This is a genomic window from Myroides odoratimimus, assembly GCF_004337635.1.
GTDB classification, from domain to species: domain Bacteria; phylum Bacteroidota; class Bacteroidia; order Flavobacteriales; family Flavobacteriaceae; genus Flavobacterium; species Flavobacterium odoratimimum.
Genome location: NZ_CP037427.1, coordinates 1,510,686 through 1,535,056, shown reverse-complemented (window position 1 = coordinate 1,535,056; position 24,371 = coordinate 1,510,686). Strand labels below are relative to the sequence as shown.

The window sequence follows — 24,371 nt, the reverse complement described above, 5'->3', positions numbered from 1 at the left end:
AATATAAAGCATTAAAATCAAAAATAGTAGTTAAACTTCTAAAAAAGAATCATATTCTCAAAGTTTACTATTACTTCATATCCTTTAGAACTAAAATACTCCAAAGGGTCATTTTTAGAAGCAACCATCACAAAGTCTCCTCCCCAGCCTCCTAGACTTTTGATTGATCCGTCGAAGTCCGCAAATAAACTTTGCTTCACAGTAGTGACTCCTAATACCTCACTCATAATCTGCTCATGCTCATCCATTAGTTGACTAAACTCTTCTAATGTAGTGCTAACAGACATCGCCTTACTAATCTCTGATATACGCTCTACCTGATGGTGAATACCATGGCGTTTCGCTTTAAAATTAGCAATAGCCTCTTTACTGCTCTTCTTCTGATTTAGGTATACGAAGTATAAATGCTCTTTAAAAGACGGATTAAAGGACACCTGCTCTACCTCAGGATGGTTTACATCAGTTAAGGTATAAAAGATTCCTTGATCATGACGCGCACAGGCAATATCATATCCACTACCCCCAAATGACTCCTGCAATAGTTGATATGGATTAATATTAAACCACTGTGCTACATTATTAATCCAAGTAGAAGAAGTCCCTAATCCCCATAAACGAGGAAAAGTTAGCTCAGATACCACCTCATATCCAGTTCCCTCTACTAGAATAGAAGGATTCTGTCTATGTGCAGCACGCAGTACATCTACTAGCGTTTTATAATACTCTGATTGATGTTCGATTTCATGCGTACCTAGTACATCTTGAAGAGGCACTACCTCACTCATCCAGATACTACCGTCCACATCATAGCTCGTCCAATGAATACAGTCACCTTCCTTCTCCTTTACCTTCAGTGATTGTCCATACTTAGTAGGCAAGGCAAAAGCCTTAGCTCCTTCTAGCACGACATACTCTCCTGAGATAAGCAGTTTTCCGTTACTATAATATTCTTTCACCATTATTTGCGAAGGCTTTCTAGCAGTTCTACTACTGCACTATGGGATACTACATTCTTTTCGAAATGAGCTACTACTTTTACTCTTTCTGCATCTGTTGCCTTGAACTGGTTTAGGATATTCATTAAGTGCATCTTCATATGTCCTTGTTGAATACCTGTCGTTGTCAATGATTTTACAGCAGCGAAGTTCTGTGCTAATCCAGCTACTGCTATGATTTGCATTAACTCAGTAGCAGAAGGACTCTGAAGCATCTTTAAAGCCACCTTTACCATAGGGTGTAATGAAGTTAATCCTCCCACAGTACCTAATGCTAGTGGCAAATCAATCCAGAACTTAAAGATACCATTCTCTATACTAGCATGAGATAAACTGCTATACTGACCACTGCGAGCAGCATAAGCATGTACTCCTGCCTCGATAGCTCTGAAGTCATTCCCTGTAGCTAGTACCACAGCATCTACCCCATTCATCACTCCCTTATTATGCGTTACTGCTCTAAAAGGCTCTACCTCTGCGATACGCACAGCTTGTACAAATTTCTCTGCGAATAACTGCGGTTCTTTAATATCCTTCCCTTTTAGGTCTTCGATCGGACAGCTAACTTCAGCTCTTACCACACAGTTAGGTACATAGTTAGACAGAATGCTCATCACTACATCTACTGCTTTCTCCTCTTCTGTAAACGCTGTACAGTTCATCGCCTCCGTTTTTAGCGTTTTAGCGATTTGCTCTAGACAAGAGTTAATGAAGTTTGCCCCCATACTATCTTTTGTCTCGAATGTCACATGCAGTTGATAATAATTATCCACATCAGCAGTCTTATCTCTTAGCTCGATCGCTGAGATACCTCCACCGCGCTTCTGCATATTCTGTGTGATAGAGTTCGTATCTTCATAGAACTTACTATCTATATCTTTAATAAACTGAACTAGTTTACTCTTGTCTCCTTTATATATAAAGTGTACTTGTCCTATCTTCTCTGTCCCTAGTATAGTAGTCTTAAATCCGCCTCGTTCTGACCAGAACTTAGCAGCCTTAGAAGCTGCAGCTACTACAGAACTCTCTTCTATCACCATCGGAATAGTGTACCATCTATCGTTAATTCTAAAGTTAGGAGCTACACCAAAAGGCAAATAGAAATTCGTAATCGTATTCTCTATAAACTCATCGTGAAGCTTCTGTAATTCCTCATCTGAATTCCAATATTGTTCTATCAATTCTACTGTATCAGCAGAATTAGAAAAATAGGTTTGTGCTATCCAATTGATTTTGTCTTGTTTACTCAACTTAGAGAATCCATTAATATTACCTTCCATCTTTATTTTTGTTTATGCCACAAAGATAACTCATTCTTACAAGGTTAAAAAAACTAAAAAAACAGCTATTAGTACTTTTTGTTTATGATATTATGATTTTTATTACCAAAATAGCTTCAACAGAATTAGACTTTTTTTGGTTTATTCGAAAAATAAATTGGTGTAAATCATATTTTTTCATTAAAATTGGAAGTTTTTTCGATTAAATAGATAATGAAACACCTTAACCTAACCCTACTATTTTGTATCATAGCTACCCAAATTGGGTTGGCTCAGAAACAAATTGCACAAGAAGAAATTTGGAACGGCACATTTAGAACGAAAGTAATGCAATCCGTTAATTCGATGGAAAAATCGAATCAATACTCACGCATTGAGCGCGTTGCTAAAGACCACCAAGAAATAAACCTTTATAACTTCGAAACACTAGAAAAAGCAAAAACAATCTTTTCTACTAGTGCGTTTAAAGATATTAAATCGATAGATACTTATATCTTCGATCATAAAGAAGAACAATTATTAATAGGAACTAACACCACTCCTATTTACCGTCGTTCTGCTTTAACTGATTTTTATTTGTTCAACCCAACTAAAAATTCACTAGTTAAAATAGCAGATCACAAAATATCTGAACCAACATTCTCTAATGATGGTTCTAAAATAGCTTATGCGTATCAGAATAACTTATATATCTATGATATCGCTTCTCAAAAAACACAACAGATAACGAATGATGGTAAGAAAAATCATATCATCAATGGTATCTCTGATTGGGTATACGAAGAAGAGTTTGGTATCGTACGCATGTTTGATTGGAATAAGAATGGAGACAAGATAGCTTATATTAAGTTTGATGAGACTGACGTTCCAGAATATTCAATGGATGTATATGGAACAGGACTTTATCCTACTCAAGATAAGTTTAAATATCCTAAAGCAGGAGAAAAGAACTCTCTAGTATCTATCCATATCTACGATGTGAAGTCTAACCAGACAAGTAAAGTAGACTTAAGCGAGTTCAACGATTTCTATATCCCTAGAATCAAATGGACAAATGACAATCAATACTTAAGTGCTCAAATCATCAATAGACATCAGAATGACTTAAAAGTATTCTTCATCGATGGAAATACATTAAGCAAAAAACTGATTCTAAATGAGACAGATAAGGCTTATGTAGATGTAGCTACGCTTAGCTTCTTAGACAACAACGATTTCGTATGGCTAAGTGAGAGAGATGGTCATAACCACCTATACTACTATAACAAAGAAGGTAAATTAGTAAACCAAATCACAAAAGGGAATTGGGAAGTAACGGATTACTACGGTATCGATACTAAATCTAAGAAACTTTACTTCCAGTCTGTAGAAGAAGGTTCTATCTATAGAGGAGTGTATTCTATAGACCTTAATGGAAAAAATAAAAAGAAACTATCTGAGAAACTAGGAACGAATAGAGCGATATTCAGCCCTAACTTCGAACAGTTTATCAATGTGTACTCTTCTAGTACAGTAGCTCCTACTTACACTTTACAACAATCTAAAACAGGTAAGGTGGTAAAAGAAATTCTAAACAATAAAGAATTAGAGAGCAAATTAGTAGACTATAACTTACCTACTAAAGAATTCATACAGATTCCTACAGTTAACGGATTACAGCTTAACGCTTGGGTGATGAAACCTAAAGACTTTGATCCTGCTAAGAAATATCCTGTGTTTATGTATCAGTACAGTGGTCCTGGATCACAACAAGTAGCTGATAAATGGCTAGACTCTAACGACTACTGGCATGCTATGCTTACTCAGAAAGGGTATATCGTAGTGACTGTAGATGGTAGAGGAACAGGATTCAGAGGAGCTGAATTTAAAAAAATGACACAAAACCAATTAGGTAGATATGAAGTAGATGACCAGATCATCGCTGCTAAATACCTAGGTCAACAATCTTATGTAGATGCTAGCAGAATAGGTATCTGGGGATGGAGCTACGGAGGGTTTATGTCTTCTAATGCTATCCTACAAGGAAACGACGTATTCAAACTGGCTATCGCTGTAGCACCAGTGATTAACTGGAGATACTATGACAGTATCTATACTGAGCGCTATATGACTACTCCACAGGAGAACCAAGCTGGATATGATGATAACTCACCTATCACACATGCTTCTAAACTAAAAGGTCGTTACCTACTAGTACACGGTACTGCTGACGACAACGTACACGTACAGAATGCTATGGCTATGATAGAAGCGCTAGTACAAGAGAACAAAGACTTCGACTGGCTAATCTATCCAGATAAGAATCACGGTATCTCAGGAGGAAATACAAGATTACAATTATATACGAAGATGACTAATTTCATCTTAAACAATTTATAAGCCAAAATAACCTTACACCTAAAACCAACCAAAGTACTATATCACCAATAAGTACGAACTAAAACAAACTAATATTTACTTAAATGTCAGCAGAAACAGCTACAAACTCAAACCTGTTTAAATCTAATGTGCTTGGGCACCCAGCAGGGTTATTCGTTCTTTTCTTTACAGAGATGTGGGAGCGATTCTCTTTCTACGGAATGAGAGTATTGTTAATTCAATTCTTAACAGCTAAAGTTATCTTTGGCGATGCATTCTCAGGATGGGGATGGTCAGCAGAACAAGCAGGTGCACTATACGGTACTTATGCCATGTTATTATACTTAACACCTATCTTAGGTGGAGTTATTGCAGATAAATATATCGGTTCTAGATGGGCTGTAATTATCGGAGCTATCATCATGACTTTAGGTCACGCATCGATGGCTGCAGAAGGAATTTCTAAACTATGGTTCTTCGTAGGACTTGCATGTCTTGTGATCGGTACAGGTTTCTTTAAACCAAATATGCCTTCTATCTTAGGAGAAATGTACAAATCATTACCAGACAAAAAAGATGCTGCGTATACCATCTTCTATATGGGTGTAAACTCAGGTGCTTTCTTCGGAATGATGCTATGTGGATACTTAGCAGAGACTAAAGGATGGCACTACGGATTCGGATTAGCAGGTATCTTCATGCTATTAGGTACAATCCAATTCTGGTTAGCTAAACCATTAATGGGAGACTTAGGTGAGCTTAAAAAAGTAGACACTACAGTAGAGAAAACACCAGAGCAAATCAAAGAAGATCAAGACACTAAAAACCCTTACACACTAGTAGATTATATCTTAATCGCTATCGTATCTGTAATCGGTTTATTATATGCTTTCAATGATCCATTATCTAAAAACGGAGTACTAGATCTATTTGCATTCTTAGATACAGAAGCATTAAGAGGACAGAACATCATGGCTATCCTAGCCCTTATCACGTTCTTATACTTAGTGATCTCACGTATCTTACGTTATGGAAAAGTGATTAGAGACAGAATGTTCGCTGTAATCTTATTAGCGTTCTTCTTAATGTTCTTCTTCATGAGTTTCGAACAAGGGGCTACATCGTTAGTACTTGTAGCGAGAGACTATGTAGACAGATCGTTAGAAGGAACTGCATTAATGGCTTTCAACATTATCAATACATGTCTTACAGTGATTCCATTGTTAATCATCTCATGGGTACTTATATTATTAGCAAAAGCTACTTGGTCAAAAATCGCGATGTCTAATATTATTTTATTCATCTGTTTTGCTGGTATCTGGGCTATGGCTATCTATATGTTGAACGCAGAGTTTAATAAAGAAGTATCTGAGATCACTGTATCTTGGTTCTCTATCTTGAACTCATTCTTCATTATTTCGTTAGCATCTACAGTGTCTAAACTGTGGGATTCTAAGTATAATCCATCGGCTGCATTTAAGTACGGTATCGGATTAATCTTCGTAGCTATCGGATTCTTAATCTTAGGTTTAGGATCTATGGGAGCTACTGACGGAGTAAAAATGTCGATTATATTCCTAATATTAACGTACTTATTCCATACCTTAGGGGAATTATTTATCTCACCTGTAGGACTGTCTTATGTTTCTAAACTAGTACCTGGCAAGATGCTTGCATTCATGTTCGGTATGTGGTATTTAGCCTTAGCTATTGCTCAGAAATTTGCAGCCATCTTAGGGGGACAAATCGAAAATATTAAAGAAGAGTACTCACTTAGTCACTTCTTCTTCCTATTCACATTAATACCTTTTGCAGCAGCAATCATGGTAATGCTAGTGAACCCATTATTGAAAAAACTAATGCACGGTGTTCGATAAGAACACAGTGCATTGCACAATAATAAATAACTAAAAAAAATGAGTCAACAACAGACATTAGAAGAGATTCAGAATTTCTCAGGTAAATACCCTAAGCAAATCTGGAGCTTATTCTTCTCAGAGATGTGGGAGCGTTTTAGCTTCTATGGAATGAGAGGAATGTTGGTTTTCTTTATGATCGACCAACTACACTTTGAAGAAGCACAAGCTAACTTACAGTATGGAGCTACACAAGCATTCGTGTACGCATTCACATTCTTAGGAGGTATTTTCGCTGACAAAATCTTAGGTTTCCGTAAATCTCTTTTCTGGGGAGGCTCGATGATGATCTTAGGTAGTATTATTCTAGCTATAGATCCACACGCTTACTTTTTCGTAGGTATTGCATTTACTGTAATTGGTACAGGTTTCTTTAAACCGAATATTTCTACTATGGTAGGATATTTATACAAAAAAGGGGACGAACGTACTGATGCTGGTTTCTCATTATTCTATGCAGGGATTAACTTAGGAGCACTTATCGGAGGATACTTATGTATCGCTATCGGTAAAGGACACTTATTCCAAGACTCTATCGCTGTAGAGCACCGTTGGAGTGTAGCTTTTGGTTTAGCTGCTTTCGTGATGTTAGTGAGTCTAATCAACTTCATCTTTACAAAACGTCATTTAGGACCTATCGGACTTCAGCCTATGCAAGTAGCTAAAGATGGTAGTGAGACTAAAATGCCTTTATGGAAAGAAGTAGGGACATACATCCTTACATTTGCGATGGTACCTGTTATCGTATTCATGATTGATAATACGGACTATACTGCATACTTTATGTACACAGTAGGACCATTAGCATTGATCTACTTATTCTATGAAATGACGAAGCTGACTAGTGCAGAGCGTAAGAAGATTATCGCTGCCCTAGTATTTATCTTCTTCTCTATTCTATTCTTCGGTATCTATGAGCAAGCAGGAGGATCATTAAGCATCTTCGCAGCGAAGAACTTAAACTCTGATTTACTAGGTATGCACTTAGATCCTAATGGAGTGAATAACTCAGGAGGAGCTTTCTTCATCATCTTCATCGCACCTATCTTAGGTCTATTATGGATCTGGATGGCTAAGAAGAAAATAGAGCCAAATACAGTAATGAAGTTCGGTTTAGGATTTATCCTATTAGGAGCTGGATACTATGCATTATTTGCTACACGTCTATTCGCTGACGCAGCAGGTATGACATCATTAGACTTCTTTACTTTTGCCTTATTGATCATTACTTTAGGGGAGCTGTGTTTATCACCGATCGGTCTATCGATCATGACTAAACTTTCTACAGCTAATCTACAAGGGATGATGATGGGTATGTGGTTCTTAGCTAGTGCTTACGGACAGTATGTAGCAGGTATCTTAGGAGCTGCTATGTCTAAGAGTCGTTCTGAAGTAGCTACTGGTAACCATCCTAACTATGATGCTCTATTAGCGTATACTGATGGGTATAAAGATTTAGGATTATATGCAGTAATCGCAGGGGTAGTGTTAATCGCACTTTCTCCACTTATGAAAAAACTTATGCAAGAAGTTAGATAGTTCACTATCTATTCTAATCTAATATACAAAAGCGTCTTAGGCAACTAAGGCGCTTTTTTTATGCAATACTTTCAATAAACAAATAAAAACAATAAAACGAACCAGCTTTCCTTCCTTAGTTTTTAAGATTTAATTAATAATATTTACAATATCTGATCTATACACAACGTTCTAACAAGAACTAAAACTTAGATATGTATAAATCAACCTATTACTTATTTATTATTCTATTCTTATGTGTTATTGGATATGCCCAAGATACCAATTACGGCATCACTTATCTAAAGACAACAACTTCTGATGCTCATATCATCTCAGCAGAAGACAAACTATACATTAGCCCTAAAGAAGATAAAAGTCTATACATTAATGGCAAATACAAATTCACTAAAGAGCCTCCCAGAGAGCCAAATGAAATAGTGATTTACGATAAACAAGAATTTGAAGAGTTCTTCTACTTTGACTTTAAGAAGAACCTGCTCTATTCAAGAATAAAGCCTTGGGAAGCGCGATACTTTATCAAGGAAGATATTCCTCAAATGGATTGGCAACTACACGATGAGACCAAAACCAATGCAGAACAAATCGCACTTCACAAGGCTACATTAAGCTTTAGAGGGAGAAACTATACGGCATGGTACTCTACTGACTATCCTGTACAAGTAGGCCCTTGGAAGTTCAATAACTTACCTGGTTTAGTATTTGAGCTCTATGATGATGAACACAGATACCATTGGAGCATACAGAATATAGAAGTCAACAAATTCAAGATATTACCTTTTAGATATGACGTTAGTCGTGCCAACGAGTCTATCCAATCATTTCAAGAGAAATACTACAAAGAGCTTGATAGACTAGTCAATGGCCCTCATCGCAATCCTTTTGGCAATATACCTGGCGTAGAGATACTCGAGGTCATGACAGATCCTAATCAATTTGAACGTTTAAAAAACAGTGAACTCGAACGCAAATATGAGTGGGAAGAATAACATAACTTTTATATTACTTGTTCTGTTTACTTTAACTACGCAAGCACAGCATATCTCTACACGACTACTAGATAGTCAGGGTGTAGAGATAATCCGTGCAACAGTATTTCTACAAGATCAAAACAATAAAACCTTAGCGTATACCTCCTCTAACAATGAAGGACTAGTAGAGTTTAAGAATGTAGTGAACCACCCTACTGCCTCTCAACTTACGATACAAAAAATAGGAATAGAGAAAACAACTATTGCCCTAGATGCTACTAAAAACAACTATGGTCTAGACACACCCCTATACCTGCTCTCTTCTGCGGAAGTACTCAACGAGATCACCATTAAGGCTACTTCACCTATCACGGTGAAGAAGGATACCGTAGTCTATAATGTCAAACAGTTCTCTAAAGGAGATGAACGCGTCATAGAAGACCTACTCAAGAACCTACCAGGGCTAGAGATTAGCACTGATGGCAAAATCAGTGTGAACAATCAAGAAGTAGAGAAAGTCATGGTAGATGGCACAGACCTCTTTGATAGAGGATACAGAGTACTGACTAAGAATATGCCTGTCAATCCGGTAGAAGAAGTAGAACTACTACAAAACTACTCTGAGAACAAACACCTGACAGATCTAAACCCTGCTAAGAAGCTAGCACTTAACCTTAAACTTAGTGAAGAGGCTAAGCGTGTATGGTTTGGCAATGTAGAGGTGGGAGCTGGTGTACGTGATAAGGAGGTACATGCTGCAAGATCAAACATCATGAACTTTGGCAAAAAGACGAAGTTCTACTCTATCTTACAGTCTAACAATATTAGCTATGACGCTACGGGTGACCTTAGTTCGTTTCTAAATAGTAATAAAGGGGAAATAACAACTCCTACTGCTCTATCTAATCCTATCAATATTGACAATATCTCGCTAAGTCTCAGAAACCATCGATATAAGGATAACAATAACCAATTTGCTTCTATCAACACAGCTGTAACTCTATCTCCTAAATTAGAAGTAAAAATATCAGGGCTGTTTAATAAAGAGACTCTGCTAGGCAAAAGGTCTATGGATCAGACTCTATATACTCCAGATAATTCCTATCACAATATAGAAATGATGAACAATAAAAACAGAAGTAACTTCTCGTTTCTAAAAGGTGATATGGTCTATGATATCAATAAAACCTCTACACTGAAATATGATCTAAAAGGCAATATCTCAAACACAAAGATTAATAGCGATGTACGCTACAACGATATTCCAAATAATCAAGCTCTAGACAATGAGAACAAAAGAGTAGAACAAAACTTAGAGTACACCACTAAGCTATCTGATAAACAAGCTCTAGTGCTTAGTTATAAGAATATCTATGAGCAGAACACTCAAGATTATATCAATACGCCTAATATCTATATACAGGATGCGAAAGCGCCATTCAGTCAACTCGTTCAGAATAAAATGAACTATCACACTGTACAGGCAAGCTATAAAGGAATGATGAAAGGTAACCACCTACTTCACATCACGCTAGGGAATACGAACACGAACACACATCTCTACAGTCTAAACAACTTAGCAGATGATGACATCTATACTAACAAGAATAACTCAACCTTAAAAGTAAACGAACTTTATGCAAAAGCATTGACGAAGATGACATGGGGTACGTGGAGTATGGGGACGAGTATCTCGGCTTCCTTATTTGACAATAAGTTAAAGTCAATAACTACGGATAACAGTCTTCAGAAGTTAGTCATAAGTCCACACTTCTCTATCGAAAAAAGAATTAATGACAAGAACAAAATAGACATCTATTATAAATACGGTTATACCAATATCAATGCTGCCAAAACCTATGATGGGTATATACAGACATCGTATAGAAGCTTCTTAAGAGGAACTACTAACCTAGATCCTTTCACAAATAATGCAGTAGGTCTAACCTATAAATTAGGGAACTACCACGATAGGTCATTCTCTACAGTAACGATATCGTATAATAAGTACAACGACTTTTATACACAGAATAACTATATCTATCCTAACCATACAAAGAGCAATATATCTACTATAAAGAACAACGAGAGCTACTTCATACTAGCCTCTACAGAATATTATTTCCAAAAGCTAAAACACAACCTAAAGTTGAATCTAAATGCTAATCAAGCTGACTTCTATAATACGCTAAATGATTCTGAGACGAGACGGGTCAGAAGCACATCACTTACCTATGGAATAGAGCTGAAGTCTAACCTTAGATCAAGGTTTAACTATGCCGTAAGTACGAATTGGTTTACTACGTATATGAACATCATTAGCACTGAGCGTTTTATAGATACAGAGACTAAACTGACTGCTAAATATAAATTGAAAGATACCCTCTTCTTAAACCTAATCAGTGAGTTATATTCTTTCGATAAGGTGGCACCTAGTCGTAAGTATTACACCTTTTTAGACTTTAATATTGCGTATATCCCTAATAAGTCGAAGTGGAACGCGCGTCTAGAGTTAACGAACCTCTTTAATACTAAGACGTATGCAAACTACGCCTTAACAGACTACAGCAGTACCTCTACGACCTATAAGCTATTAGGAAGACAACTACTACTCAGTGTAAATTATTCTTTTTAAACTTAATAAAAGCACCTTAGACAACTAAGGCGCTTTTATTATATCATATATACATCATCATAATTACTCAGATTACATCTATATTTCTATTTGAATAACATTTTTTTGGTTATCATCCATTGCAGTTTAGAATATACAACTTAACTTACCACCTATAATTTTTAAATCACCTATCACCATGTCACAGTCCAATAAAACGTTGAGACAAACAATAACATCATTCAATAAAAACTTCTGGATAGCCAGCTTTATGGAACTGATGGAACGGTGGGCATGGTATGGTATCTATACCTTATTAGGATTATATTTAGTAGGCTCTACTGACATGGGAGGACTTGGTTTTAACCATATCCAAAAAGGTAGTATCATGGGAGGCGTTGTAGCTATCCTATACTTTTTACCTCTATTATTTGGAGTTATTGCTGACCGTATAGGGTATAAGATCTCATTGATTATTTCCTTTATCATTATGATTGCTGGTTACTATCTTTTAGGAGAAGTAACAACCTATACCAATGTCTATGCAACATTTTTATTAGTTGCTGTAGGTGCAGCATTCTTTAAACCTGTAGCATCCGCAATTATTGCTAGTAATACTGACGAAAATTCTGGAACACTTGGCTTCGGTATATTCTACATGATGGTTAACATCGGAGGGTTTATCGGACCAGCAATGTCATCAGGCTTACGTACTACATTTGGTTGGAAGATTATATTTATACAAGCAGCTATCGTTATAGCAATAAACTTATTTGTAGTAATATTTTTCTACAAAGAATCAAAAGTAGAGAAACCTAAAGACTCTATTGGTAAAGCGATCAAAGATTCTGTATTAGGAATCTTCGAAGCACTAAAAGATGTACGTCTAGGAATACTATTATTATTAATGATTGGGTTCTGGACGATGTTCAACCAACTGTTCAACACACTGCCTAACTTTATTGAAGACTGGGTTAACTCTGCTACATTAAGTACTTGGATTAATGAAAATATACCATTCTTAGGAACATTACTTACTCAAGATGGTCAAGTAAAACCAGAATGGTTTACTAATATAGATTCATTGATGATTATTATCTGTCAAGTTAGTGTCTCATACTTTGTGATAAAAATGCGCCATATCAATGCGGTAATCAGAGGTGCAATAATCGCGAGTATAGGGGTAGGACTTACATTCTACACACACAACCCATTGTTTACCATATTAGGTACAATGATCTTCTCTATCGGAGAGATGATGTCTAGCCCTACTGTATCTTCATTTATAGCATTGATTACACCTAAAGGTAAGGATGGACTTTACCAAGGGACATACTTCTTACCTGTGGCAGCTAGTTACTATGTGACAAAATTCATATCAGGTGATTTATATCAAGCATGGTCAGACAAACTATCACTACTAAAAACAGAGATGGCTACTAGAAGCATAGATATGCCAGAAGTGGTAACACATGAACAGTTCATGGAACAAGGATCAAAGACTCTAAATATGTCTCTATCTGCCTTCGAAAAGCAGTTTAACCTTAAAGCGGACAGTGTAGATTGGTCACAAGTGGCTACCTCTTTTAAAGAATACGCTATCAATAAAGGTATTGACATTAGCCAAGTACACTTCCCATTCTCTAAGAATGAGTACTTCGCTTTAGCAGAACAGAAGTTAAGCATGTCTCACTGGGAGATGGTAGATATGCTATGGAGCACTTATAATCCAAACAAGATATGGTATGTGGTATTCGGTATCGGGATGTTCTCTGTGGTCACACTAGTCATCTACGACAGACTAGTCATCAGACCTCTAGAACAGAAAAAAGCAAATCAATAAATACTCATATAAACGCCTTAGTAATCTAAGGCGTTTTTTTATGTTTATACATTATCTAGTTCTCTATACTAGCGTGTGCTAAAGAGGCTCCATATCAACTTCTATAAACACAACTAACAACAAATCGTCTACTAATGCCCTCATTTGGAGTTAATGACTCCATAATCCCTTATTGCCTTATTCTGAACGTTTAATTGAACATTAACAACCTCATATTCAACCACTATCATTAAACAAAATGAAGTAACTTCGGAAATCATTCGGTAATAACTAATAACTACAAGGGATAAAAGGTACTTTACCGAATGATACTCTATCTCTACCCGAATAATCTATATAGAAGTATATCATCATGATCTCAATATAGTTATATGCTGACGAAGTTAGGATCAACTCTTCATTACAGATTAGTATGCTAAATTTAGCATAACCGCAAATTACTTTATTTTACAACAATTACTATTTTATATAAAAACACTTAATCTGATTATACTTTATTCTATCATATCGCAATATGAACCAGTAGAATTAAGAATAGTGAATAAAAACGAACTATAAATACTAATCTCTCACTAAAAACTATTTATATTTTTTAGTAAAACAATTAATCTTAAGTTTATTTTACTATTTTTAGCCTTTATGACATGAGATTATGTCTTAAACACAATCTTATAACTAACCACAAACTAGACTTTTAAAATTACATTATGGAAAACTCTACTACTGACCGGCCGAACTTCTTCGACAGTAAAGTTCTGGGACATCCTTCAGGATTATTCGTTCTCTTCTTTACAGAGATGTGGGAGCGATTCTCATTCTACGGAATGCGCGTATTATTGATTCAATTCTTAACCATGTCTGTCATAGGCCTCAACCCTGGATGGGAAATGAGTGTAGTAGATGCAGGAGCGATATTCGCTACTTATGCCATGTTATTATACATCACCCCTATCTTCGGAGGTATCCTAGCAGATAAATATCTAGGTTATAGATGGGCTGTAGTAATTGGTTCACTAATTATGACACTAGGGCATGCCTCTATGACCTTAGAGACAGAGTTCTTTATGTATCTAGGATTAGTACTATTAGTAGTAGGTACAGGATTCTTTAAACCAAATATGACTTCTATCTTATCTGAGATGTACAAATCATTCCCTGAGAAAAAAGATGGAGCTTATACTATATTTTACATGGGAGTTAATGCTGGAGCATTCTTTGGTATGATGCTATGTGGATATATCGGGGAGCGTATCGGATGGCACTATGGATTTGGTTTAGCAGGTATCTTCATGTTACTAGGTACACTACAATTCTGGTTTGCTAAACCTATCTTCGGAGCTATAGGTGATGTTCCTAATACATCTACAGAAATAAAAGATGAAACACCTGTAGATACGAAAGACTTAACTCCTGCTCAACAGGATGAACTGAAACGCAATCCATTTACTACATTAGACTACATACTTATAGCTATTACTACTATCATTGGATTCTTATATGCATTTAGTGATGTATTCTATATCGTAGGTAAGATTAGATTATTCCCTGCTGAAATATTCGGTATGGATGGTCAGGCAGTAGTTGTTGTCACAGGACTATTAATATTGATGTGGTTAATTATATCACGAATAATGAGATATGCTAAAGTAGTTAGAGATCGTATGATAGCGGTTATCATCTTTGCTTTCTTTACGATATTCTTCTGGATGTCGTTTGAACAAGGAGCTACATCGCTAATCATCTTCGCACGTGATAATACACAGAGAATTCTATCTGGAGACAAAGCATTATTATTTAATATCTTCAACTCATTACTGACGATAGTGCCCTTACTAATTATCTCTTGGGTACTTATTTTATTAGCAAAACAGACAATTAAGAAAGCGTTACTATCTAACATTATATTAGCGATTACTTTTGTGGGAGTATGGGCATCAGCTATCTGGATGCTTAACAGAGACTGGTCATTACATGCATACGAAGTTACTTATGATGCAATCCAAGTTCAAAAAGTAGACAGAGAAGGTAAGCCTATTCTAGACAAGCACAATGAGCCTATCTATGACTATAAAGCGATACATGCTGCTAACCAACCTAAAGAAGGAGATAACGTGGTCAAACATACTGCTGTAGTATCACAGTTAGCAACATTAACGAAAGGGGATAAAGTAGAAATCTTTCAAGAGTTAGGTAACTTTAATATCCTTGATAGTAAACAAAAAGAACATCTAACTAAACAGTTTACTGAAGCAAATAAAGAAACTGAAATAGTACAAGCAGAGATAACAGAAATAAAAGATAATCAAGTAGAGATAACAGCTTCGTGGTTCTCTATCCTTAATTCATTCTTTATTATTGCATTAGCGTCTCTAGTATCTAAGTTATGGGATTCAAGATTTAACCCTCCTGCATCTATTAAGTATGGACTAGGATTAATTATTATGGCTATCGGATTCGGAGTATTAGCATATGGATCACATGGAATTACAGAAGGTACGAGAGTATCTATGATGTGGTTAGTTTTTGCTTACTTCTTCCATACATTAGGAGAATTATTCTCATCACCTGTAGGATTATCGTATGTTTCTAAATTAGTTCCTGCAAGAATGATTGCACTAATGTTCGGAATGTGGTATCTTGCAATCGCAATTGGAAACAATTTAGCTGCCACATTAGGTGGACAAATAGAAACTATTACAGAACAATACTCATTATCAGTATTCTTCTTAATCTTCACTATAGTGCCTATTGTAGCGGGATTGTTAGTTATTGCTCTTAACCCAGTGTTGAAGAAATTAATGCACGGGGTCAAATAATAACAATATTAAAAGAAATATGAAAAAACTGTTTTTATTACTTACCATTACTTTCTTAGGATTAACAGCTAATGCTCAAGAAATAAAATGGATGTCGTTTAACGAAGCTATCGCAGCACAAAAGAAAGAAGCTAAACCTATCTTTATGGATGCTTTTACTGACTGGTGTGGACCTTGTAAAATGCTGGACAAAAATACTTTTAGTGATGCTAAAGTAATCGAGTATATCAACAAGAATTACTACGCAGTGAAATTTGATGCAGAAGGTAATGAAGAAATAAACTACAAAGGAACAAAGTACACAAACCCAGGATATAACAGTGAAAGAAAAGGTAGAAATGCTACACATGACTTCACGATGTTCTTAAGAATACCTGGATACCCTTCTATGGTTATCTTCGGTACAAAAGGTGATGTGACTAAAGTAATCGTTGGGTACCAAACCCCTCAACAACTATTACAACAGATTTAAGATCATTATAATAAAGAAGACCAATATCCCTTTTCATACATATCATGGAAAGGGATATTCTTTTTTACACATATATCAATACACTTTCTCTTAAACCAAAACGGGACTGAATTATGAAAGATCACTAATTTAGGTAACCTCACTTCTAGCATTCGCTCAAAGTTAATCTTAGGTTGCCCAGAGAATAATACAACTGAAGCATCTAATACTCCATTATACGCTATCCTATCATTATCTATAATTAGTAATTTGTCTTGAGTACTCGGTACAATTCCCTCTAATGGATGGTACATGACTTTATCTAAACCATACTCTTGTACATATTTATCTAAATCACGTAAATATCTCTGGTCAGTACTATCAATAAGATTCATTAATACATGTACCGTATCATAGTCTCTAATCCATACTGATCTATTATTCTTATTAGACATGAATGGAACCACAATTTCAGTATCCAAAGTATCTTCTTTACTGGATCCTAAAGTAGTACCTAACTGTAGAGCACTACATAGCAGCACCCCTACTACTATATATCTCAATTTCTTCTGATAATAATTAAGTAATACTCCTCCTATAAGAATCAAGATTAAAGACATTTGTGTAAAGCTTATCTGTACATTCTGATAAGAGAAATAATCCAAACGATACACTAGTTCTATTAAGCGGTACATTAGATCCGTTAACACATTAAGGCAAAAACCAACTGCTATAGATATACTTTCAATCCACATCACAATCAAATAGACCATCCCTAAAATAATAAGTACTGTTATTAACGGTATGACAATTAGATTAGCTAATAAAAACAGAAAAGAAAACTGCTGAAAATAATATAACTGAATAGGTATCAAACCAATCTGTACACTTATGGAGATATAAATAATTCCTTGAATATACTGGATTATTTTATGCTTAGAATAATGCTTCTTAAATAGAGGGTGAATATAGACTATACTAATAACAGCTAAATAACTTAACTGAAAACCGAGATCATATACCCAATAAGGATATATACATAGACTACAGAATAAGGCTAAACCGATACTGTGCTCTAAATTCTGATTTCTTCTTAGGAGTTGACTAACAAGATAAATCGTAAACATGAGGACCGCTCTAAATACTGAAGCTGATAAACCTGATAAAAAGACAAAGAACCACAGCAATACAAGTATCACAATACTCCTTATCCTCTTAGGTAAAAAGAATAAACTTCGGGCAAGAACTAAGTAGATAAGTCCTACATGCAATCCTGAAATAGCTAATACGTGCATGACTCCTACTTCTTTAAACTGATTAATAATAGTAGAGTCTATATATGACTTTTCCCCTAGTAATAGCGCCATGATTAGACCTTTAGTATTCTCTTGAAGAACAGTGTTGTCAAGATATATTTTATCAATTAAAGACCTCCTTAACTTCAATATTTCATAACGCCAATGTACATCATGTCCTACTACAAAGTAATCTCCTACGTAACTTTGAATAAAGATTCCCTTACCTTGCATATACTTTCGATAATCAAACTGGCCAAAGTTCTTCGGTTGTTGTATACTCCCTACCCTGCCATAATAACTAATGACATCTCCTACTACAAGTGAATCTTGACGCTCATTAAAATAAAGAGCAATCTTATTACTGCACACTGTATCACCTACTCTAATCAATTCTCCTATAAATCGTTTGTTCGTTTTATTACTAAGAGTCTCTGTTATTTTTATATCTATTCTACTATTTTTAGGCTTGTTTAGATATGTCTCTATTTTTAGTAACTCAGAATCATATTGATTCTTAACCAAACCTTTTAACCCAACACCTAAAAAGAAAAAGAGACTGACAAATAATACAATATCCTTACTCCCCGTAAACCAAGACGGAAAATGTACATATCTATTCATTAATGACATTGTCAATACAAATAGAAGAATACATAAAGTGGCTATCACCCAAAAAGTACTTATAGGTAAGTCTAAGTATATTCCCAAAAAAAGGAATAGAGAATAAAATAAAAAAGAGAATTTAATAGGCTTCATACTTACAATAAGTATCAAAACCCTTTCCAAAATAACTGATTCTTTGATTAGTATCAGCAATTCTAAAAATATAGTGAATACCATAAAAAAAGCCCTATCCTGATGGATAGAGCTTAATATTATTTTTTGAATCCTTGTAATCTTAATTCATACTTTCTAGAACAACACGGTTAATCTGTGCGAAAGTTCTACTATAGTAATTTTCTTTTGTTGAAGACACAATCACTCCTTTGCTAGTTGAAGAATGAATAAACTTAATTTCGTCATCTAATACTTCAGTGATTATTCCTACATGACTAATTCTATTGCCACGAGTTTTAAAGAAGATTAGGTCACCTGTCTGTGCTTCTGCTTTTCTCACACGTTCACCTACTTGAGCCATTTCACTTGAGGTACGTGGCAGATTCACACTAGTATCTCCGAAAGCAGTCATCACTAGACCAGAGCAGTCCATACCTTTTCTACTCATTCCACCATATCTATAACGCACTCCTTCATAATCAAAAGCGGTATTCAACACTTGACTAGTCAAGTTATCAAAGTACTCCCCCTTTGCTTCTTTTGCCTCCTCAATAAAGTCACCTAATAAAGCGTCTAATTCTGCTTGTATTTTATCATCTACATTTTTACTCTCATCGATAACGGCTGTAGGTTTCTTTTTAACAGGGCTACTATAAACAGCTTTACTTGTTGTCTTCGCTTCTATTGTATGGAAACCAGAAAGGCCCAAAACACTGATTAATAATAATGTAAACTTTTTCATATTGGTTATTTTGTGGTGGTTAACTAACTTCTTTTTGTCATATGATTTTTTATTATTTCATCCGCAACATAATCACTCGCTCCTTGACCGCCTAAATTACGAATTAATTCTTTATATTTTAACATTATTTCATTTCTTTTTTCACCTTGTATGATTTTTGCGAATTCTTGCTCTATTCTCACAGCATTACAATCCCCTTGAATCAACTCTACCACCACATCATCATCCATAATTAAATTAACTAAAGAAATATACTTTAATTTAATGATGCGCTTCGCTATTTCATAAGACATCTGGTTTCCCTTATACAGGACAACCTGTGGCACACTAAACAAGGCTGTTTCCAACGTTGCTGTACCTGAAGTCACTAATGCAGCATGGGCAATATTCAATAAAGCATACGTTTCATTAAATACAAACGAAATATTTTGATCTTTTATAAAAGTCTCATAGAATGAAGCTTCTTGTCCTGGAGCACCAGCTATTACAAATTGATATTGTGGGTAATGATGTATTACAGAAAGCATTTCATTTAATAATCTACTGATCTCCTGCTTTCTACTACCAGGTAATAACGCAATCACTGGTCTATCATCTAAATTGTGCTTTTTTCTAAAGTCCTCATGCTCCTGTGCACGGTAATTTGCAATAGCATCAATTAATGGGTGTCCTACAAAGGTTACAGGGTAATTATGTTTCTTCTCATAAAAATCCTTTTCGAAAGGCAGAATTACATACATAAAATCAAAATCTCTTTTGATATCATTGATTCGATTCTCCTTCCAAGCCCATATTTGAGGTGAGATATAATAATGTGTTTCTATACCTATTTTCTTTGCCCATTTAGCTATTCGCATATTAAAGCCGGGGTAATCAATAAACACTAATACATCTGGATTAAAAGATGCGATATCTTTTTTACAGAACTTAATATTGCGCAATATTGTTCCTAGATTTTGTACCACTTCAACAAATCCCATAAAAGCAAGATCTTTATAATGCTTCACGAGCTTACCGCCTACCTGTTGCATTAAATCTCCTCCCCAAAAGCGTATCTCTGCCTCAGGGTCTTTCTTGTATATAGATCGCATAAGATTAGATCCATGTAGATCCCCTGATGCCTCTCCTGCTATTATATAATACTTCATCTACACTAACTGTGTTATTATGGTTAAAATAATTACGGCTAAAATACAACCTCTAGCCATAAAATCTAATCTGCGATTAATAAAAAACGTAAACAATAGCAAATTAAGTAAGCTCCCTATCGCTGTTATTCTTCCTACCAACCCTATGTTATTAATGAAACTAAAATCACTAAACAACTCATAGTTAGTAAACAACAACAAATAAAGTTCTATACCCACTACAGTAGCCACTACACCTCCAACAAAACCGATTAGAATATGAACAATCTTATCTTTCATCTACAGATCCCATCTATTAATACGTTCTAATACTTGATGTGCTGTTAAGTCAAATTGCACTGGTACGATAGAGATATAGTCATTTCGCAATGCCCACTCATCTGTATCTTCTCCCTTATCTTGGTTCACGAATTCTCCTACTAACCAGTAGTACTCTTTTCCATGAGGACTAACTCGTTTATCGAAGTTCTCCACCCATGTAGCCTTAGCTTGTCTACACACTTTTATTCCTTTAATATCTTCAGTAGCCAACTTTGGGAAGTTTACATTCAACACCACGTCTTTTGGAATCCCATGTTTAAGTGCCTCTGTTGTAATCTTTTTTATAAAAGGTTTTATTTGTTCAAAATCTGCGCTCCAGCTAAAATCTAATAAAGAGAAACCTATTGCAGGTATACCGCTCATTCCTGCTTCTAGTGCAGCACTCATCGTACCAGAATAGATTACATTAATAGAAGAGTTAGAACCATGATTTACTCCAGACACGCACAGATCAGGTGTTCTGTCTAGTATTTGTCCTAGCGCTATCTTTACACAGTCTACAGGTGTACCTGAACAAGCGTATTCTAATTCTATCTCTGGGTCGATATTTACTTTTTCTAACGTAAGCGTATTATTGATCGTTACAGCATGCCCCATTCCAGATTGAGCACTATCTGGGGCAACTACCACTACTTCTCCTATCTCTTTCATCACACTTATCAAGGCTCTCATTCCTGGTGCTGTGATACCATCATCATTTGTAACAAGTATTAAAGGTCTTTGCATCATATATTTATTTTAATTACATTCGCTAATGTAAGGATTATATGTTATTTTGTTTGTGAAATTACTTAGTTTTAACCGAAAATACGTGATAGACATATAGACGAAAAGTAATTATACAAAATAGGTCAGAATTAGTGATACAAGCATACACTAGTATGGTTTTAGAGCTAATGAAGGAGCTATAAAGTAGAATTACTTTGCAGTATTTGACTGATGCGGATTTTGGGTTTAAGCATATAACAACTACGGATTTTTATACGATTATGTGTTTTAACAAATAATTATCGACCATATCGTATAAATATTTACTTTTTTAACTACTTTAGTTCAAAACTAATTAATGAATACTTTTAAGCTATTTATGAAAAGAAATTATAAGGTTATACTTCTACTTATCGGAGTGTCTGCTCTTCTGTGGAGTTTTATGCCTAAACAGCAAAAAGATACGCCTGAAAAAGATCAGCTTCTTTTAGAATTAGTAACGTATATATTAGAAAACACACATTATAATCCAGCAAAGATTGATGATAAATTCTCTGCTACTGTATATAAAGAATATCTAAAAGCATTGGATCCAATGAAGAGATATTTCTTACAATCGGATATTGATGAGTTTTCTAAATATGAGTACCTAATAGACGACATGATTCAGTTAAAGGAACTTTCTTTCTTTGACCTGACTTATGAGCGTATTACTCAACGTATGAATGAAGCTAAAGGTATTTATACAGAAGTTCTTGAACAACCATTCGAATTCGAATCAGACGATGTATTGAATGCTGACTATGACAATATCGGCTACGCTAAAGATGCGGAAGAATTAAAAGAGCGTTGGAAAAAACTACTAAAACTTAATGTCTTATCTACCATTACTGACAACCTTAAAATACAAGAAGGTAAAGTAGAGGAAGAAGAAGAGTTTGACGAGTTCGGAGAGCCTATCATTAAAGAAGAAAAGAAAACAGATAAAAAAGCAAAAGACAAAAAGCCTGTTGAAAAGAAATCTTTTGAACAGCTTGAAAAAGAGGCTCGTGAAAGTGCTTTAAAATCGTATGATGAAGTTTTCGAATTCATTAAAGACCTTGAAAGAAAAGACTGGTTTGCTATCTACTTAAATTCTATTGTAGAGCGTTTTGACCCGCATACTTTCTATTTTGCTCCTGAAGACAAGGAGAAGTTTGATGCTAGCATGAGTGGTAGCTTCGAAGGGATTGGTGCTGTCTTACGCAAAAAATCAGAAGGTGTAGAGATTAATGAACTTGTACCAGGCGGACCTGCTTGGAGAGGTAAAGAAATCGAAACTGGAGATATTATCCTTAAAGTTGGTCAGACTAAAGATGAAGAACCTATCGACATCGTTGGTATGCGTCTTGACAACGTTGTAAAACTGATCAAAGGGAAAAAGAACACTACAGTATTCTTAACGATTAAGAAAATAGACGGAACGATTAAGGTTATCCCTGTAATGCGTGAAGTTATCGAAATGGAAGAAACTTACGCTAAGTCAAGTGTTATCCAAGATGGTGACAAGAAATATGGGGTTATTCATTTACCTAAATTCTACATTGACTTTGAGAACAAAGACAGTCGTAACGCATTTACAGACGTTGAAAAAGAAATTAAAGAACTAAAACAACAGAACATAGACGGTATCATTATGGATCTTAGAAACAATGGTGGAGGTTCATTAGAGACAGTTATCAAAATGGTTGGGCTATTCTCTAAAGAAGGCCCTGTAGTACAGGTGAAGTCTTCTAGAGGAAAACAAAAAGTACTAGATGATAAAGATACTCCTATCGTATGGGAAGGACCATTAGTTGTATTAGTAAATAACTTCTCTGCTTCTGCTTCTGAAATCTTTGCAGCAGCTATCCAAGATTATAAGCGTGGAATTATCATCGGTAGTAAACACACGTATGGTAAAGGAACTGTACAAAACTTAATAACACTTAATGACCTATTAAGAAAACAACCTTATGGCGATTTAGGTGCTTTAAAAGTAACACTACAGAAGTTCTACCGTATCAATGGTGGTTCTACTCAACGCGAAGGAGTACTAAGTGATATCGTATTACCAGACAGATATTCTTATATCGACATGGGAGAAAGAGATATGGATAACGCAATGCCATGGGACAAGATAGAAAGAGCTACTTATACTCCGTATAACAATGATTTCTCTGCTGTTATCAAGTCAAGTAAAGAACGTATTGCCCTTAATGAGCAATTCAAATTGATTGACGAGAACGCGCAATGGATCAATGAAAGAAAAGATGAAAAAGAAGTTCCATTAAGCCTTGAGAAATATCGTGCAAAACAAAAAGAAGTAGAAGAGAAAGCTAAGAAATTCAAAGCTATTTCTAAGTATAAAAACGAATTGAAATTTACTTCTTTACCTAGCGAATTAGCTAGAATCAAGAACGATACAATACTTGAAAGCAAAAGAGATAGATGGCATGAGATGCTAAATGGCGATGTCTATATCGAAGAAGGTGTGAAAATCTTAAAAGACTTAGACACAAAGAAAATATATAAAGTAAGTGGTGATAAAAACAACGTAAGTTCTAAATTATAGA

At 35.3% G+C, this 24,371-nt stretch carries 16 protein-coding genes; 9 read left to right on the top strand and 7 right to left on the bottom strand.

The features are described from left to right. Positions 1-38: 38 nt before the first annotated feature. On the bottom strand, positions 39-959 hold the full coding sequence (locus E0Z07_RS07070; RefSeq protein WP_006260532.1) for a GYDIA family GHMP kinase: 921 nt from the start codon (positions 957-959) through the stop codon (positions 39-41). Continuing rightward, positions 959-2,275, bottom strand: coding sequence for a hydroxymethylglutaryl-CoA reductase, degradative (locus tag E0Z07_RS07065; protein ID WP_006266229.1), 1,317 nt, complete (start codon positions 2,273-2,275; stop codon positions 959-961). Before E0Z07_RS07065 ends, E0Z07_RS07070 begins: the two co-directional genes overlap by 1 nt. Before the next feature lie 213 nt (positions 2,276-2,488). Here E0Z07_RS07065 and E0Z07_RS07060 point away from each other — a divergent pair, with 213 nt between their 5' ends. The 8 genes from E0Z07_RS07060 (at position 2,489) to E0Z07_RS07025 (ending at position 16,804) form a co-directional block, all read left to right on the top strand. Further along, on the top strand, positions 2,489-4,654 hold the full coding sequence (locus E0Z07_RS07060) for a S9 family peptidase (RefSeq protein WP_006260530.1): 2,166 nt from the start codon (positions 2,489-2,491) through the stop codon (positions 4,652-4,654). 83 nt (positions 4,655-4,737) lie between these two features. Continuing rightward, on the top strand, positions 4,738-6,510 hold the full coding sequence (locus tag E0Z07_RS07055) for a peptide MFS transporter (protein ID WP_006257524.1): 1,773 nt from the start codon (positions 4,738-4,740) through the stop codon (positions 6,508-6,510). A 39-nt stretch (positions 6,511-6,549) separates the two neighbouring features. Beyond that, a complete protein-coding gene (locus E0Z07_RS07050) occupies positions 6,550-8,088 on the top strand; it encodes a peptide MFS transporter (protein WP_006260529.1) in 1,539 nt (512 codons plus the stop codon). Between the two features lie 194 nt (positions 8,089-8,282). Then, positions 8,283-9,077, top strand: coding sequence for a GLPGLI family protein (locus tag E0Z07_RS07045; RefSeq protein WP_006260528.1), 795 nt, complete (start codon positions 8,283-8,285; stop codon positions 9,075-9,077). Beyond that, positions 9,061-11,694, top strand: a complete 2,634-nt coding sequence (locus E0Z07_RS07040) for a TonB-dependent receptor (protein ID WP_131540518.1) — start codon at positions 9,061-9,063, stop codon at positions 11,692-11,694. The genes E0Z07_RS07045 and E0Z07_RS07040 overlap by 17 nt, the downstream gene beginning before the upstream one ends. A 178-nt stretch (positions 11,695-11,872) precedes the next feature. Further along, complete coding sequence (locus E0Z07_RS07035) at positions 11,873-13,516, top strand: MFS transporter (RefSeq protein ID WP_006257528.1); 1,644 nt, start codon at positions 11,873-11,875, stop codon at positions 13,514-13,516. 707 nt (positions 13,517-14,223) lie between these two features. Continuing rightward, positions 14,224-16,332 carry a peptide MFS transporter gene (locus E0Z07_RS07030; RefSeq protein WP_006262695.1) on the top strand — a complete coding sequence of 703 codons (2,109 nt, stop codon included), beginning with the start codon at positions 14,224-14,226 and terminating at the stop codon, positions 16,330-16,332. Positions 16,333-16,351: 19 nt separating this feature from the next. Next, positions 16,352-16,804, top strand: coding sequence for a thioredoxin family protein (locus E0Z07_RS07025; protein WP_006257530.1), 453 nt, complete (start codon positions 16,352-16,354; stop codon positions 16,802-16,804). Positions 16,805-16,809: 5 nt separating this feature from the next. Here E0Z07_RS07025 and E0Z07_RS07020 read toward each other — a convergent pair whose 3' ends face one another. From E0Z07_RS07020 to surE, 5 genes are all read right to left on the bottom strand, one after another. Then, positions 16,810-18,837 (bottom strand): ComEC/Rec2 family competence protein, encoded by a 2,028-nt coding sequence (locus tag E0Z07_RS07020; protein WP_131540517.1) that lies wholly within the window; start codon positions 18,835-18,837, stop codon positions 16,810-16,812. Positions 18,838-18,979: 142 nt separating this feature from the next. Then, complete coding sequence (locus E0Z07_RS07015; RefSeq protein ID WP_131540516.1) at positions 18,980-19,600, bottom strand: C40 family peptidase; 621 nt, start codon at positions 19,598-19,600, stop codon at positions 18,980-18,982. 23 nt (positions 19,601-19,623) lie between these two features. Further along, the gene (lpxB, locus tag E0Z07_RS07010; RefSeq protein ID WP_131540515.1) at positions 19,624-20,748 is read right to left on the bottom strand and encodes a lipid-A-disaccharide synthase; all 1,125 of its coding nucleotides are present in this window, start codon (positions 20,746-20,748) and stop codon (positions 19,624-19,626) included. After that, positions 20,749-21,027 (bottom strand): hypothetical protein, encoded by a 279-nt coding sequence (locus E0Z07_RS07005; protein WP_006257534.1) that lies wholly within the window; start codon positions 21,025-21,027, stop codon positions 20,749-20,751. Continuing rightward, positions 21,028-21,795, bottom strand: a complete 768-nt coding sequence (gene surE / locus E0Z07_RS07000) for a 5'/3'-nucleotidase SurE (RefSeq protein ID WP_016650099.1) — start codon at positions 21,793-21,795, stop codon at positions 21,028-21,030. It abuts the gene before it with no gap. Between the two features lie 340 nt (positions 21,796-22,135). On the opposite strand from surE, the gene E0Z07_RS06995 reads away from it, so the two are divergent. Then, positions 22,136-24,370 (top strand): carboxy terminal-processing peptidase, encoded by a 2,235-nt coding sequence (locus E0Z07_RS06995; protein ID WP_006262692.1) that lies wholly within the window; start codon positions 22,136-22,138, stop codon positions 24,368-24,370. Position 24,371 lies beyond the last annotated feature (1 nt).